This window comes from Sphingomonas sp. (assembly GCF_017745215.1).
Classification (GTDB): Bacteria; Pseudomonadota; Alphaproteobacteria; order Sphingomonadales; family Sphingomonadaceae; genus Sphingomonas.
In genome coordinates, this window is record NZ_JAGHZV010000001.1 from 240,656 (window position 1) to 255,731 (window position 15,076).

The window sequence follows — 15,076 nt, forward strand, 5'->3', positions numbered from 1 at the left end:
GTCACGACCCGTGCGCGCGATTCCCGCTTCGGCTCGGCCAAATCGACTCGGCCCGGTTCGACAGTTCAAAGAGCGACAAGGAACGTAAACAGAACGAATCCTACATCACAAGCCCCTGGGCTCAGCCGGCGAGCGCCTCGGCGATGCGCGCGGCGAGGCGCTCCGCGACCTGCTCTTTCGGCAGCGTCTCCCAGCTCTCGACACCCTCCGCGGTGACGAGGTGGACGGTGTTGGCCTCGCCGCCCATCACATCGCCCGAGACGTCGTTGGCGACGATCCAGTCGGCGCCCTTGCGCGATCGCTTGGCGGTGGCGTGCGTGAGGACGTCGTTGGTCTCGGCGGCGAAGCCCACCACCAGCCGGGGCCGGCGCGGGCTGGCGGCGAGCAGCGCGAGGATGTCGGGGTTCTCGACCAGCGCGAGCGGGGGCGGGGCGCCCGAGCCGTCCTTCTTGATCTTGCGATCTGCGGGCTCGGCGCGCCAGTCGGCGACCGCGGCGACCATCACGGCGGCGTCGGCGGGGAGCGCAGCGGCAACGGCGTTGGCCATCTCCTGCGCGGTCTCGATGTCGATGCGGTTGACCCCGGGCGGGGTGGCGAGCGTCACCGGCCCGGCGACGAGCGTGACGTGCGCGCCGAGCGTGGCGAGCGCGCCGGCGATCGCGAAGCCCTGGCGGCCCGAGGAGCGGTTGGCGATGTAGCGGACGGGGTCGATCGGCTCGTGCGTCGGGCCGGCGGTGACGAGGATGTGGCGGCCGGTGAGCGGGCCGGGCCCGTTTCGCGGCTCGACGGGTGGGGCGGGCGCGGCGGGGAGCGAAAGCGCGGCCTGGATCGCAGCGAGGATCCGGTCGGGCTCGGGGAGGCGGCCGGGGCCGAACTCGCCGCAGGCCATCGGCCCCTCGTCGGGCTCCATCACGGTGACGCCGTCGGCGCGGAGCTGGCGGACGTTGCGCTGGGTGGCGGGGTGAAGCCACATCCGCACGTTCATCGCCGGTGCTGCGAGCACGGGCTTGTCGGTGGCGAGGAGCAGCGTGGTGGCGAGGTCGCCGGCGATGCCCGCGGCCATCTTGGCGAGCAGGTCCGCGGTGGCCGGCGCGACGACGACGAGATCGGCTTCGCGGCTGAGCTCGATATGCCCCATCTCGGTTTCGTTCTTGAGATCCCAGAGCGTGGTGTGGACCTGGTTCTCGCTGAGCGCGGCGAGCGTCATGGGCGTGACGAAATGGCTGCCCGCCTCGGTGAGCACGCAAGTGACGCCGATCCCGGCCTTGCGTGCGAGGCGGACGAGCTCGGACGCCTTGTACGCCGCGATGCCGCCGCCGACGATGAGGAGGATGCGCTTCATTGCGGATGCCTCCCGCGGCGGACCCGCCAGGCTGTGACGGAGCCGATCACGCCGAAGCCGAGAACCGTCGCCACTGCCGCGAGCCCGCGCCCGACGAAGAGCAGGGCGCCGGGAAGCGTAACCAGCAGGCCGACCAGCGCCCAGACTGCCAGCGTGCGCGGCTTCCGGCGCTCGAGCGCGGCGGCGACCAGAGTCGCAATCAGCGAGATCGGGAGTGCGACAAGCGCGGCGATGGTCAAGACCAGCGGGAGTTGATCCCACCAATTGCCGGACACGATGGTTCGATTGGGAGGGGGCAGGTAGAAGGCCTCGGTCACCCAGATGCTCACGGGCACCGCACCGATGAGGATCGGCACGATCGCTCCGGCGAGCCAGACCAGCAGCCAGGGACGGGTGCGCGGGCTGGACGGATCGGCGGCGTGATCGTTCATCGCGCCAACCTGGTCACGGTGATGCGGGGCTTGCCCGGGGCGAGGCTCTGGCGGACCAGGTCGCGCAGGCCGTCGGGAACGAAGGCGAGGCCGGCGAGGAAGATCGGCGCGGGCATCAGGCCCCAGTAGAAGGTGTCGAGCCGCGCGAACAGGCCGATCGCGAGCGCATAGGCGGTCAGGAGGCCGAACATCCGCGTGCCCAGCGGATCGCGCCAGCTCGCCCAGCCGAACATCGCCAGCGCCACCAGCGGCGCCGCGGCGGCGAGCGGGAGGAGCTGGAGTGCCGTCGCGAGCGTCACCGCCTTGACGAACAGACCATAGCCCTGGAGCCCCATCCAGCCGGGCGAGGCGGGGTCGTTGGGGCCGGTCACGCCGGCGACCGCCCAGGCGTGGAAGCCGAGCATCGCGGCGAAGAGGAGGAGCGCCGCCCCCCAGCCCCAGGCCTCGCGCCGCTCGCCCTCGCGCCAGGCGGCGAGCGCCATCACCACGGCGTAGAGCGTAGCGGTCTCGCGGATCAGCATCGCGGCGAGACCGATCGCGACTGCCTCGACCCAATGGCCGGGTCGGCGGATCGCAAGGCTCAAGGCGACGAGCAGCCCGGCCCAGACTTCGTGGAAGGCGACGAGCCCCGGCTGGATGAAGGCGAGCATCGACCCGGCGATCAGCAGCGACGTCACCAGCCGCGGCGCCAGGCGCGGGAGCGCAGCGGCCAGGCGGAGCGCCCAGGCGAGCGCAGTCACGAAGGCGAGCAGCCAGAGCAGGTAGCGCGGCGCCCAGCCCGGCAATGCGGCGAGCACCGTGGCGAGCGCGGGGAGGCGGAAGGTGAGGAAGGGGCGCAGCGGGTAGCTGCCGGCGCGCAGGGCATCGGCGGCGGCGGTATAGTAATTGTCGCCGCCCTTCACGGCCGAGACGATCTTCTCGTAGAGCGCAAGGTCGGTCTGCTCGCTCGGCGCGCTGGTCGCGGCCTCAGCGCCGAGCGCGGCGGGTTCGGCGACGCGCAGCGCGAGGAAGCTCGCGGCGACGAGCAGCAGGAGCAGCACGAGCCCGATGCGCGCCGCCGGGCGGCGCCACGCGGCGAAGCGGCTGGGAGAGTCGAGCCAGAGGGGCAGGGGCGCAGGCGGTGCCATCTGCCGCGGGGACTACACGGCCGGGCCGATGCGTGTCGAGAGGTTGGCCGGTCGGCGGGTGGTGCAAGCCGGTGCAATAAAAATCGTATACGATCTAATCGCGAACGATTGACATCGCGTCGACTCGCTTCTAGATGATGCGCACCCGATTAAATCGGACACGATCTAATTAGCTCCAGCAAAGGAACCGAACCATGACCGCCAAGACGCTCTTCACGGGAACCGCTCATGTCTCCGCCGGCCCCGAGGGCCGCGCGCGCACCAGCGACGGCCGCTTCGATTTCGCCCTGCCCGAGCCGCACCCGGCCGCCGAGCAGCTGTTCGCCGCCGCCTGGTCGGCCTGCTACCTCGGCGCGATCGGCTTCGTCGCGCAGCAGCGCAAGCTCGCGCTCCCTGCGCAGCCCGAGGTCGAGACGACGGTGAAGCTGTCGCTCGGCGAGACCGGTTTCCAGCTGAGCGGCCGGCTCGACGTGACGCTGAAGGGCCTCGACCGCGACGTCGCGCTCGAGCTGATCGACGCCGCGCATGCGGTCTGCCCCTATTCGAAGGCGGTCCACGGCAACATCGAGGTCGAGACCAACCTCGTCGAAGTCGAAGCCTTCGCCTGACGACCGGCCAGGGCCGGCCCGGTGCGCTTTGCTCGGGCCGGCCTGTTTCCGATTCGATCGGAAGCGCCCTATATCGCGGCGATCCGGAGACTGTTCATGACCACCAAGACTGAACCCCATCAGCCCAAGCTCGGCGACTTCCTGTGCTTCGCCGTCTATTCGGCGAACCTGGCCTTCGGGCGCGCCTATAGGCCGCTGCTCGAGAAGCTGGGGCTGACCTATACGCAATATGTCACGCTGGTCGCGCTCTGGGAGGAGGACGGGCAGACCGTCGGCGCGCTCGGCGGGAAGCTTTTCCTCGAATCGAACACGCTGACGCCGATCCTCAAGAAGCTCGAGGCGACGGGCTATGTCGAGCGGCGGCGCGACGCCGCGGACGAGCGCCAGGTGCGCGTGAGCCTGACCGAGAAGGGCAGGCAGCTCGGCCGTGACGGGATCGGCGGCAATTTGGTCGAGGCGACCGGGCTGGGCGAGGATTTCGTCAAGGTGCAGCAGGCGGTGGCGAAGGTGCGCGACAACCTGCTGCGATCGGTGGAGGGGTGAGCGACCTTCCCGCCGCTCATCTCTAACCGTCATCCCGGCGAAAGCCGGGACCCAGAGCCACGAGCGACGTCCTGCTCGGCCCTGGGTCCCGGCTTTCGCCGGGATGACGATTTAGGGAATCAAAGGAACCCCACCCCCCAGGTCGAGGCATTGTAGTTGCCGATGTTGGGCAGCACCGTACGCATGTCGGTGTCGCTGACACCGAACCAGCGCGAGAGCGTCGCGGCATATTGGTCGACCGAGATCGTCGGGATCAGCCGGCCCGCGCCGACGTCGTCGGGGGTGTCGTGGCCGATCGCGGGTGGGGTGCCGTAGACCCGCTTGCCCTTGACCGCGCCGCCGACGACGAAATGCATGCTGCCCCAGCCATGGTCCGAGCCATTGTCGTTGGGCTGGAGCGTGCGGCCGAAGTCCGACGCGGTGAAGCTCGTCACCTTGTCCGCCACGCCGAGCGCCGCGGTGGTATCGTAGAACGCACGCAGCGCATCGGCGACCATGCCGACCTGGCCCGGGTGCTTCATCGCCAGGTCGTCGTGCATGTCGAACCCGCCGACCGAGGCGAAGAACACCTGGCGCTTGGCGCCGAGCTGCGACGCCACCGCGATCATCCGCGCGATGATCTGGAGCTGGCCGCCCAGCTTGGTCGAGGGGAAGAGCCCGAAGTTCGACTCGGGCGCCGAGGCGAGCGCGCCGTTGACCTGGGTGTAGAGGTCGAGCGCGCGCTTGTTGGTGGTGGCGAGCTCGTTCTCGAACAGGTGCGAATGGCTCGCGCTCATGATCGTGCGCAGCGCCGTGCCCGCGGTGTTTGAGCCGAACAGGCTGCGCGAGCCGCGGAGCAGCGCAATCGGGCCGCCCGGCGCCATCGAGTATTGGATCGCCTGGCGTCCGGTCATGAAGACCGCGTTGCTCGCTGCGTTGATGCAGGTGAGCTGCGCGGTGCCGTTGCCGCTCTGGAACAGGTCGCCGAGCCGGCCGCCCCAGCCCGAGGTCGCGCCTTCTGGGTTGGAGGCCTGCCAGTAGCTCTGCTGGTCGTTGTGGCTGAACAGCTTGGGCGGCAGCGACGCCGAGCTCGACTGATATTGCGCCTTGGTGGTCGGCTGGAGGAGCGTGCCGACATTGAGCACCACCGCCATCTTGCCCGCGTTGAACACCGGCATCAGCGACGCCATCGTCGGCGCCAGCGCATATTGGCGGCCGCCGGCGAGCGCGACCGACGGGGTCAGCGCGGTCGCGGCGAGCGCGGCGCGGTCGTGCGCGAGCGCCGGGCGCGCGGCCTGGTAGAGCGCATAGCTCGCCGGGTCATAGGGCGGCAGCGTGTTGGCATAGTCGTTGCCGCCGGTGAGGAAGATGCAGACCAGCGCCTTGTAATCCGTGGGCGCCGCTGCCGCCGCGGCTTCGCCGATGCCGGCGAGCTGGGTGACGAAGGGCGAGGCAGCGCCCGCGACGCCGAGGGCGGCGCTGCGCTTCAGGAAGGCACGGCGGGATTCGTTCGACATCGCGGGCTTCCTATTTGAGCGTGATATATTCGGGCGCGGACATGGCGAGCAGCACCGCGATGCCGATGCGGCTCGCGGGATCGGTGCTGCTGTCGACCGCGGCCTTGATCTGCGCGACCGTTGCGGCGCTGATCTGGTTGGCGGCGAGGAGGACGTTGACTTCGTCGACCAGCGCCTGGCTGTTGCTCGCCTTGCCGGTGAGCGCGGAATAATCGGCGCGGACGTCGCCGACCGCATTGCCCACCAGGTTCACCAGATAATTGACATAGGCGACGACGCTCAGCTCGTTGTTGAGCTGGAACTCGGGGCCGACCAGCCCCGCCGTGGCGATCGCGCTGTTGGGCGGGACATAGCCGGGGCGGAAGAAGTTGAAGACCGAGGTGCTGCGCCCGGGCGACTGGTTGACGCGCGTGGTAGCGCTGCCGGTGTCGCCGATCGCCCATTGGTCCGACGCCGAGGCGGCGCCGAACGCGCGCGCCCAGTTGGTGATGCGGATCATCGGCTCGCGCAGCTTGCCGGCGCGCGTCTCGGTCGCCGAGGGATCGTTCCGCGCCTCGCTGTCGAGCAGGATCGCGCGGACCACGGCCTTGAGGTCGCCGCGCACGCCCGCGCCGTTGTTCGCGAACACCGCGGCGATGCGGCCGACATAGGCGGCCGAGGGGTTGCTGGTGACGAGCCGCTGGATCAGCTGCTTCGAGACGAAGGGCGCGACATTGGCGTGATTGAAGATCGCGTCGAGCGCGATCTTGCGCGCCGTCGTGCCGTCGACCCCGGCGGGAACGGTGGTGCCGAGGAAGCTCGAGGTGCCGGTCTCGCGATTGGTCTCGTTGAGCACCAGCGGCATGCGCACGCGATCGGGCGTGGTATTGTCGGTCGTCGCCAGCGTGAGCCCGGTGAAGACGCGCGCGAGCTGCGACACGTCGGTCTGGGTATAGGTCTCGATCGGCTTGCCGCCCGAGAGCTTCTGCGACCCGTCCATGTTGAGCTGGTAGAGGCCGATGGTGAAGAGCTGCATCAGCTCGCGCGCGAAATTCTCGTCGGGAAGCGAGCCCTTCGCCGGATTGGCCTTCTTGTTGCCCAGGCAGGTGAGGTAGGATGACATCGCCGGATTGGTCGCGATCCGCTCCATCAGCGTGCGGAAATTGCCGAAGGCATTGTCGAGCAGCAGGTCGACATAGCCGGCCATCGCGAACTGGCGCCAGCTGACCTGGATGTCGTCGATGCCGACCACCATCAGCTCGAGCAGCGCCATTGCGACGCGCTGGCGGAGCTGGTCGCGGCCGCCGATGAGCTGGCGCCACATCGAGATGTCGAAGCCGTCGACGCCGCTGCGATACTGGACGTCGCGATAGCCCTTGGCGACGAGCCAGTCCCAGTGCGTCTGGCCGCGCGCGGTGGCGAACTGCGCGTCGAGCCAGCCGGCATAGCCGCGCGCCTGGACGTCGGCGATGTCGAGCCCGCTGCCGCCCATCGTCGCCTGCGCGAGGAAGCGGCTCGCCTGGGCGCGGCTGATGTTGGTGGCGGGCGCCGCGGCGGGGGTGGGCGAGCCGGTCACCTTCACCACGCCGCTGCCCGAGCCGCTGCTCGAATCCGACGCGGCGAGCGCGACGGCGCTGATGGTGATGCCCAGGCCAGCGGCAAGGCCGGCTCCCACTGCTACCCTGCCTTGCGAGCTCGGGGCCTCGCCGGCGCAATCGCCGGCCACTTCGACGCGCTGATCCACAACTGCCACCCTGTTGCGGCCGCTTGGTCGCCACCGGGAGGGCAGCACGGCCGTTCTGTCGGATTCGGAGTTACCGGCGAATCAATGAGATTCTCTTAAACGCCATTTCGTGCAGGTAATGATTCTCGGGATTTTTTCCCGATATGAAACAGTCATTTACGTGTCATATAAAGAAAGCTTTATATCATGATTGACGCGAGCGGCCGCGCGTGCGATCTGGCGCAGGTCGAGGTTCTCCGGGCGGATTGGTCCGCGCCGGAGCTAAGACGGGAAGCCGGTGCAAGTCCGGCGCTGCCCCCGCAACTGTAAGCGGCGAGCGGCGGTCCAATCATGTCACTGGGGCCTCTGCCCTGGGAAGACCGGACCGTCCGCGCTGACCCGCGAGCCAGGAGACCTGCCTTCGACGAACGTCCAAACCGGCGGGGTGCCCGGGCTGGCCGCTTGCGCGCGCGGCTGGGTCTCCGGTCGAGCGGGCCTGTGTCCGGTGCCGGTCCTTCGCCCTTCTTCGGGGTTGAAGAACAATGACTGTGACTGTTGCGACGCTCGGCTTTCCGCGGATCGGTCCGCGGCGCGAGCTTAAATTTGCGCTGGAATCCCATTGGTCGGGCAAGAGCGGCGAAGCCAAGCTGCTCGAGGCGGCCGCCGGGCTGCGCACCGCCGCCTGGGCTCGGCAGAAGGGGCTGGGGGCCGATTGGCTGCCGTCCAACGATTTCTCGCTCTACGACCATGTGCTCGACACAAGCCTGATGCTGGGCGCGGTGCCCGAACGCTATGGCGCGGCCGACGGCCAGGCGGGACTCGACACCTATTTCGCGATGGCGCGCGGCACGACCGGCGCGGAGGACGGCTGCGGGCACGGCCATGGCAGCCTTACCGCCTGCGAGATGACCAAGTGGTTCGACACCAACTATCATTATCTCGTTCCCGAGCTGGTGACCGGCCAGCGGCTCGCGCTCGGCGCGCTCAAGGTGGTCGACGAATATCGCGAGGCCAAGGCGCAGGGCTTTGAGACGCGGCCGGTGCTGCTCGGGCCGGTGACCTGGCTGAGCCTCGCCAAGGGGCGCGGCGTCGATCCCTTCGACTTCCTCGACGAAGTGCTGGGCCTCTATGCGGTGATCCTCGGCCACCTCGCGCATGCCGGGGCGGAATGGGTGCAGATCGACGAGCCGGTGCTCGCGCTCGACCTCAGCGAGACGCAGCGCCGCGCCTTCACCCGCGCCTATGCCCGGCTCGCGCGGAGCGGCTCGAAGCTGATGCTCGCGACCTATTTCGGTGGGCTCGGCGACAATCTCGGGCTGGCGGCGTCGCTGCCGGTCGAGGGGCTACACATCGACCTGGTGCGCGCGCCCGAGCAGCTCGAACCGGTGCTCAAGACGGTGCCCAAGGCGGTGCTGCTCTCGCTCGGCGTGATCGACGGGCGCAACGTGTGGCGTGCCGACCTCGCGCGGCTGCTCGACCGGCTCGAGCCGCTGGCGGCGGAGCGCGACCTAGTGCTCGCGCCGTCCTGCTCGCTGCTCCACGTGCCGGTCGACCTGGCGCTCGAGACCAGGCTCGACCCGCAGCTGACGCAATGGCTGTCGTTCGCGGTGCAGAAGGTCGAGGAACTCGCGATCCTCAAGCGTGCGCTCAACGAGGGGCGCGAGAGCGTCGCCGCCGAGCTCGCCTCGGCCTCGGAAGCCGCGCGCTATCGCCGGACCTCGCCGCGGATCCACGACGTTGCGGTGGCCGACCGCGTCGCTTCGGTGACGCCGGGGATGCGCGAGCGCCGCTCGGACGTGGAGGCGCGGCAGCAGGCGCAGGCGGCGGTGCTCGGGCTGCCGCTGTTCCCGACCACGACGATCGGCTCCTTCCCGCAGACGGCCGACGTGCGCCACGCGCGCGCCGAGCATAATCGCGGGCGGATGGACGACGGTGCCTATATCCGCTTCCTCCGCGAAGAAACGTCGCGCGCGATCAAGTGGCAGGAAGAGGCCGGGATCGACATGCTCGTCCACGGCGAGTTCGAGCGCAACGACATGGTGCAATATTTCGGCGAGCAGCTCTCGGGCTTCGCCTTCACCGTCAATGGCTGGGTGCAGAGCTATGGCTCGCGCTGCGTGCGCCCGCCGATCCTCTACGGCGACGTCTCGCGGCCGAAGCCGATGACGGTCGACTGGTGGCGCTATGCCCAGAGCCTGACGACGCGGCCGGTGAAGGGCATGCTGACCGGGCCGGTGACGATCCTCAACTGGAGCTTCGTGCGCGACGACCAGCCGCGCGCGACGAGCTGCCGCCAGATCGCGTTGGCGATCCGCGACGAGGTCCTCGACCTCGAGGCGGCGGGCTGCCAGGCGATCCAGATCGACGAGGCGGCGTTGCGCGAAGGCCTGCCGCTCCGGCGGTCCGACTGGCAGGCCTATCTCGACTGGGCGGTGGATTGCTTCCGGCTCTCGGCCGCGGGGGTGGAGGATGCGACGCAGATCCACACGCACATGTGCTACTCCGAGTTCAACGACATCCTCCCCGCGATCGGCGCGATGGAGGCGGACGTGATCTCGATCGAGACGGCCCGGTCGCAGATGGAGCTGCTCGAGGGGTTCGCGCGCTACCGCTATCCCGCAGCGATCGGGCCGGGGGTGTACGACATCCACGCCCCGCGCGTGCCAGGCGAGGCGGAGATGGTCGCGCTGATGCGGCTGGCGCAGCAGCATCTCTCGGCGCGGCAGCTGTGGGTGAACCCCGACTGCGGGCTCAAGACGCGCAAGTGGGAGGAAGTGCGCCCGGCGATCGACGCGATGGTCGCGGCGGCGCGGACGTTGCGGGCGGAGGCGTTGGCCGAGGCCTGAGGCGAAGCGGGGAGGGCGCCGTCAGCCGGCGGCGCTCTCCTCGGGCTCGGTCACGAGGCCCTGGCGGTTGCGCAGGATGTAGCGCAGGCCGATCCCGGCGGCGACCAGACCGACGAACGCCGAGAAAGCCATCGCCCAGCGCGGCCCGGCGGTGTTGGCGATCCAGCCCGAGAGCGGCGAGCCGATCGGCTGGCCGCCGAGCGACAGGGTGAGCGCGAGCGCCATGACTCGGCCGCGCATCACCCGGTCGGTGCTGATCTGGAGCAGCGCGACGGTCGAGGTAGTGACGGTCTGCGCGGCGATGCCGACCGGGATCAGGATGAGCCCGAACCAGATCTCGCCGGGCGCGATCGCGGCGACGGCGTTGGCGACCGCGAACATGCCGAGGCCGCCGGCGATGAGCGCGAGCGTCGGCCGCTCGCGCCGCGCGGCGAGCACTGCGCCGGTGACCGTGCCCACCGCCAGCGCCGAGGTGAGCAGGCCGAAGCCGTCGGCGTCGAGGTGGAAGGTCTTCACCGACATCGCCGAGATGACGACCGTGAAGTTGAGGCAGAAGCTGCCGAACAGGAACAGCATCACGAACAGCGCCTTGAGGTCGCTGCGCGCGGCGACATAGCGCAGCCCCGCGGCGAGCCGGCCGCCCTCCGCCGGCGGGCGCGGCGCGGGATGAAGATCGGCCGTGCGCATCGCCATGAGCGAGACCAGCACGGCGAGGAACGACGCGGCGTTGATCAGGAAGACGGTCCCCGATCCCACCGCGGCGATCAGCAGCCCCGAGATCGCCGGGCCGACGAGCCGCGAGGCATTGAACGAGGTCGCGTTGATCGCGACGGCGTTGGCGAGGTCGCCCTCGCCGACCATGTCGCCGACGAAGGTCTGGCGCGCGGGCGCGTCGAACGCGGTCGCGCAGCCGAGCAGCAGCGCGAAGACATAGACGTGCCACAGCCGCACCGCGCCGGTGACGGTGAGCAGCCCGAGGCCGAGCGCGAGCAGCCCGAGCGCGCTCTGGGTGAGGATCAGCAGTTTGCGCCGGTCGAGGTGATCGGCGGCATGGCCGGTCCAGGGGAAGAGCAGCAGCGGGGGCAGGAACTGGAGCGCCGTGACCAGGCCCACCGCGGCGGCGTCGTGGTGCGTCAGCTCGGTGAGCACGAGCCAGTCCTGTGCGATGCGCTGCATCCAGGCGCCGATGTTCGAGACGATCGCGCCCGCGGACCAGATGCGGAAATTGCGGCTGTTGGCGAGCGCGCGGAAGACTCCCTGGCGCGGCTCGCTCATCGCCCGCAAGTCCCGGCGCGGCGGGCCGGCGAGGGGAGAGGCGCGCGCGATACCATGCGGGTCGGGCGCTACACCCGCGAATCCCGGCGTGTCGAGCGATTATCGGTCGGGGGTCAGCGGACGCGGCCGGCGCGGTTCTCGAGCACGACGTTGGAGAGCTGCGCAGTGCCCGCGACCGTCGGCAGGTGCGAGACGAAGCCGATGCCGACGTAGAAGGGCCCGTCGAGGTGGAGCGTCACCGGCGCGCCGTACTGGTGCATCGGCTCGCCCTGCTCGCTGACCCAGAGGCTGAACTGGTCGCCGCGCTTCTCGATGCCGAGGCGCCTGGGGATCAGCGTGACGAGGCTGTCGGGCGACTTGCCGCCGGGCAGGCCGCCGCGGCTGCCGACGCGATATTCCATGTCCCAGATGCGCGCGCCCTTGGTCGGGCGGATCGCGAGGTGGAACATCCCCGCGCCGTGGAGCGCGACCACCGCTTCGGGGCTGTCGTCGTCGAGCGACTGGCGGATGACGAGCACCGCCTTGCGGTCGCCGAAGCCGTCGGGGTCGGGGAAGGCGATGTCGGCGGCGAGGCTGACGTCGCCCGAGACGCGGCGGTAGAGGTAGCGGAACTCGTCGCGCGTGTACCAGAGGTTATAGCCCGCCGAGCTGATCGTGTAGGTGCCGCCCGCGAAGCTCGCCGAGCCGGGGACGAGCGCGGCGCCGATATCGGCCTGCGCCTCGAACACGCCGATCGGGCCGGGGACGATGACGGGATCGCGGTGGAAATCGGGCGGCGGCGCGACCTGGTTGTGCGTTGGCGACTGGGGATAGGCCCAGTCGGGCGCGCGGGGGGTGCCGGGCGGGCTGTTCTCGGGGGTGAGACCGGGCGGCTGCGCTTCCTGGGCGAATGCCGGTACCGCAAACACCAGCGTCATCCCGGCGAAAGCCGGGATCCAGGGCCGCAAGCCTCGTCGCCCGTGACTCCTGGGTCCCGGCTTTCGCCGGGATGACGACTGAAAGGGGCGGTGAAAGGGCTGGAACCTCACGGCGTCGGATCCTCCGCCTTGAACGGCGAGCAGCAGGGCTTGCCGATCGCGTGGAACTCCATCAGCTCGGCGCGGGTGCCGTCGGGGTCGTAGAGGTTGAGCTGCCATTTGGCATCGCGTCCGATCTTGGGGACTTCCTTCTGCCCGTCGAGCCGCGCGCCGTTCCACAGCGTGGTGTAGGCGACGCGGGTGTCGGGGACGCCCAGCGCGAAATGGTTGAAGATGCCGAGCGTGGCCTGGCTCATCCCCTCAGGTATGCCGAGCGTGTCGGGGGTGCCGACGATCATATACTCCAGCCAGTCGCGCCCGTCGGGGACCTGGATCGAGACCCAGCTCGCCTTGTCATCGCTCATCCCGCCTTCCCAATAGGGACGGAAGCCAAGGATATCCTTGTAGAATTTGTCCTGGTTGGCTCGGTTGTGGATGATGAAGCCGACGTGCATCACGCGGCTCGACAGCGGGTTCCGCGGCACGTCGGGGAGCTTCGCCGGGCCCTGGACGAAGCGGACGGGGGTGCCTTCGGGATCGCTCACGTCGAACCAGGCGCTGCCGTCGCTGCCCTTCATTACCGCGGCGGGGACCGTCACGCCCTTGGCGGCGAGGTAGCGACGCATCCCCTCGGCGTCGGGGGTGGCGAAGGCGGCGTGGACGAGGCGGTTGATCGAGGCATAGCCCGCCGGAAGCGGCAGGACTTCGACGAACTGGGTGGGGCTGAAATAGAAGCGCACGCCGGCCGGATCCTCCGGGTCGGGCAGCTTCACGGCGCCGAGCTGGCCGACGTAGAAGGCCTCGGCCTTGGCGAGGTCGGTGGCATAGACCGCGAGGTGCGAGACCGCGGGGATCGGCGGGCGGGTCTGCGCCTGCGCGGTGCCCATGAGCGTGAGCAGCACAGCGGCTGCGGCCGGTAGAGCCTTCATCTTCCCCCTCCTCTTTTGTGTGGGTTTTGCCGCGGCGGAAGGGACGGCGCAATGGGGCTTAAGTCGCAGGTGACGGGTCACCGGGTGGCGGATTTCGCCCGGCCAGCGCCCGGCCGATCGCGGCGAAGCTCCGGTGATTGAGCGGCAGCTCAAGCATCACATGGAGCACGCTCAGCGAATAGAGCACGACGAAGCCGAGGGTATAGCTCTCCCAGTAGAGCGCGAGCGCGCCGATCCAGAGCAGCGCGATCACGACTGCGCGCGGGCGCGAGATGCGGTGCCAGCCGATCACCGAGGTCTTCGTGAACCAGTTGAGATAGTGATAGGTATAGGCGAAGGCGATCAGCCGCATCACGGTCACGCCTTCGTTCGACTGATAGACTTCGGAGAGGCGGTTGCCGTCGCCCAGGCCCAGCGCCCCGATCAGCTTGGCGTTGAGAAGCTCGAACGGTGCATAGCTCGCGCGGACATAGTCGCTCGCGGGATCGGCGATGTCAGGCGGGAAGAGGAAGAAGGCGAGCACGCACAGCGCATAGATCGCCAGCGACCACCAGGCCGAGGCGCGCTTCGCCCGGATCGCGCCGAGCGTCACGAAGGCGAAGGTGAAGACCAGGACGTGGATGATGGTGATGATCAGGAAGGCGATCAGCCCGTAGAGCGGCGAGCGCGAGAGCAGCGCGATGCCGAGCGCGGTGAGCGCGATCGCGATCGCTGCGACCGGGGGCCTCGCGCGGAAGATCAGCAGTGCCGCGGCGACGAACACTAGATAGAAGAGCCCGATCTCGAACAGTGGCGAGGACGGGCGGTGCAGGATCTGCTCGCCGACGACGCCATAGATCATCACCGCGAGCGTGACGCCGACGAGCCCGAGCCAGGCGAGCTTCGCCCGCCGGCGCTCGGCGGCGTCCTCATGGCCGACGAAATAGCCGCGGTCGTGGATCCAGGAGATTTCGGTCAGATAATGGAGCGGGCCGAGGATCGCATAGGCGAGCAGGAACAGCTCGAACGGAATGACGAAGGCGGCGACGCACGAGACGAGCATCAGCGCGCTGTTCAAATGGTCGATACGCGTTGCGGCTTGATCCTGCATGGCATCCCTCCCCAGGAACGGTCGATCCTAGCTGCGGATCGGGGCCGCGTCATCCCAGGCGAAGTCGCGCGCTTCGGTTGGGGGGACGCCCAGCATCACGAGCTGAAGCTCGGCGGTGCGGCGGCCGGTCTCGGGCCCGGCGCCTTCGAGGCGGCGGAACAGCCCGCCCATCGTCGTCGCGGCGAAGAGGTCGACCGCGGTGTCGTCGATCGCAGTGGTGAAATGGCCCTGCGCGGCGCCGAGCTCGAGGTCGGCGCGGCAGAAGGCCATGACGCCCGCGCGCAACTCGCGGCGCTGCCAGGCGGCGCGGAACAGCGTGCGGCCCCAATCGGGGTTGGCCGCGCCGAAATCGATGAAGCCACACGTGCCGAGCACCACGCGCCGCGCGGCGTGCGTCTCGCCCGCCATCGCCTGGTCGAGCCGCGCGGCGACCTGACCCGCCATGCCGATCGCGACTGCCTGGGCAATCGCCTCGCGGTCGCGGAAATAGGTGTAGAAAGTGCCGTTGGCGACGTCGGCGAGGCGCGTGATCTCGTGCACCGAAGCGCCCTCGAACCCGTCGCGTGCGAACAGCGCCGCCGCCGCGTCCATCAGCCGCGCGCGCGTCCGCTCGGCCTTGCCGGCGCCCCGGGCGAGATCGGCGAAGCGGGCGGAGGGCGGCGCGTTCATGA

Annotated in this window: 13 protein-coding genes and 1 riboswitch; of the genes, 3 read left to right on the top strand and 10 right to left on the bottom strand. The window is 69.6% G+C overall.

Annotated features, from left to right (window positions below):
- Positions 1-121: 121 nt before the first annotated feature.
- From coaBC to J7495_RS01225, 3 genes are read right to left on the bottom strand one after another with little or no spacing between them, the layout of a single operon-like run.
- Positions 122-1,342 (bottom strand): bifunctional phosphopantothenoylcysteine decarboxylase/phosphopantothenate--cysteine ligase CoaBC, encoded by a 1,221-nt coding sequence (gene coaBC, locus J7495_RS01215; RefSeq protein WP_294054243.1) that lies wholly within the window; start codon positions 1,340-1,342, stop codon positions 122-124.
- Positions 1,339-1,773, bottom strand: a complete 435-nt coding sequence (locus tag J7495_RS01220) for a hypothetical protein (protein WP_294054244.1) — start codon at positions 1,771-1,773, stop codon at positions 1,339-1,341. The genes coaBC and J7495_RS01220 overlap by 4 nt, the downstream gene beginning before the upstream one ends.
- Positions 1,770-2,900 carry a hypothetical protein gene (locus tag J7495_RS01225; protein ID WP_294054245.1) on the bottom strand — a complete coding sequence of 377 codons (1,131 nt, stop codon included), beginning with the start codon at positions 2,898-2,900 and terminating at the stop codon, positions 1,770-1,772. The genes J7495_RS01220 and J7495_RS01225 overlap by 4 nt, the downstream gene beginning before the upstream one ends.
- A 194-nt stretch (positions 2,901-3,094) precedes the next feature.
- Here J7495_RS01225 and J7495_RS01230 point away from each other — a divergent pair, with 194 nt between their 5' ends.
- A complete protein-coding gene (locus J7495_RS01230) occupies positions 3,095-3,508 on the top strand; it encodes an Ohr family peroxiredoxin (protein ID WP_294054246.1) in 414 nt (137 codons plus the stop codon).
- Positions 3,509-3,604: 96 nt separating this feature from the next.
- Positions 3,605-4,051 carry a MarR family transcriptional regulator gene (locus J7495_RS01235; protein ID WP_294054247.1) on the top strand — a complete coding sequence of 149 codons (447 nt, stop codon included), beginning with the start codon at positions 3,605-3,607 and terminating at the stop codon, positions 4,049-4,051.
- A gap of 119 nt (positions 4,052-4,170) precedes the next feature.
- Here J7495_RS01235 and J7495_RS01240 read toward each other — a convergent pair whose 3' ends face one another.
- Both J7495_RS01240 and J7495_RS01245 read right to left on the bottom strand, forming a co-directional pair.
- Positions 4,171-5,547, bottom strand: coding sequence for a DUF1501 domain-containing protein (locus J7495_RS01240; RefSeq protein WP_294054248.1), 1,377 nt, complete (start codon positions 5,545-5,547; stop codon positions 4,171-4,173).
- 10 nt (positions 5,548-5,557) lie between these two features.
- On the bottom strand, positions 5,558-7,201 hold the full coding sequence (locus J7495_RS01245) for a DUF1800 family protein (RefSeq protein ID WP_294054249.1): 1,644 nt from the start codon (positions 7,199-7,201) through the stop codon (positions 5,558-5,560).
- Positions 7,202-7,482: 281 nt separating this feature from the next.
- Positions 7,483-7,687: riboswitch (cobalamin riboswitch) on the top strand.
- 104 nt (positions 7,688-7,791) lie between these two features.
- Between J7495_RS01245 and metE the strand changes: the two genes are divergently transcribed.
- Complete coding sequence (gene metE, locus J7495_RS01250; protein ID WP_294054250.1) at positions 7,792-10,095, top strand: 5-methyltetrahydropteroyltriglutamate--homocysteine S-methyltransferase; 2,304 nt, start codon at positions 7,792-7,794, stop codon at positions 10,093-10,095.
- A gap of 21 nt (positions 10,096-10,116) precedes the next feature.
- On the opposite strand, the gene J7495_RS01255 is transcribed toward metE, so the two are convergent.
- The 5 genes from J7495_RS01255 to J7495_RS01275 all read right to left on the bottom strand — a co-directional run bounded on the left by J7495_RS01255 (position 10,117) and on the right by J7495_RS01275 (position 15,074).
- Positions 10,117-11,370, bottom strand: a complete 1,254-nt coding sequence (locus tag J7495_RS01255; protein WP_294054251.1) for an MFS transporter — start codon at positions 11,368-11,370, stop codon at positions 10,117-10,119.
- Positions 11,371-11,483: 113 nt separating this feature from the next.
- A complete protein-coding gene (locus J7495_RS01260; protein ID WP_294054252.1) occupies positions 11,484-12,287 on the bottom strand; it encodes a hypothetical protein in 804 nt (267 codons plus the stop codon).
- A 107-nt stretch (positions 12,288-12,394) separates the two neighbouring features.
- The gene (locus tag J7495_RS01265) at positions 12,395-13,315 is read right to left on the bottom strand and encodes a VOC family protein (protein ID WP_294054253.1); all 921 of its coding nucleotides are present in this window, start codon (positions 13,313-13,315) and stop codon (positions 12,395-12,397) included.
- A 58-nt stretch (positions 13,316-13,373) separates the two neighbouring features.
- Positions 13,374-14,405: a hypothetical protein gene (locus J7495_RS01270; RefSeq protein ID WP_294054254.1), complete on the bottom strand. Its 1,032-nt coding sequence runs from the start codon at positions 14,403-14,405 to the stop codon at positions 13,374-13,376.
- 27 nt (positions 14,406-14,432) lie between these two features.
- A complete protein-coding gene (locus J7495_RS01275) occupies positions 14,433-15,074 on the bottom strand; it encodes a TetR/AcrR family transcriptional regulator (RefSeq protein WP_294054255.1) in 642 nt (213 codons plus the stop codon).
- Between the last annotated feature and the right edge of the window lie 2 nt (positions 15,075-15,076).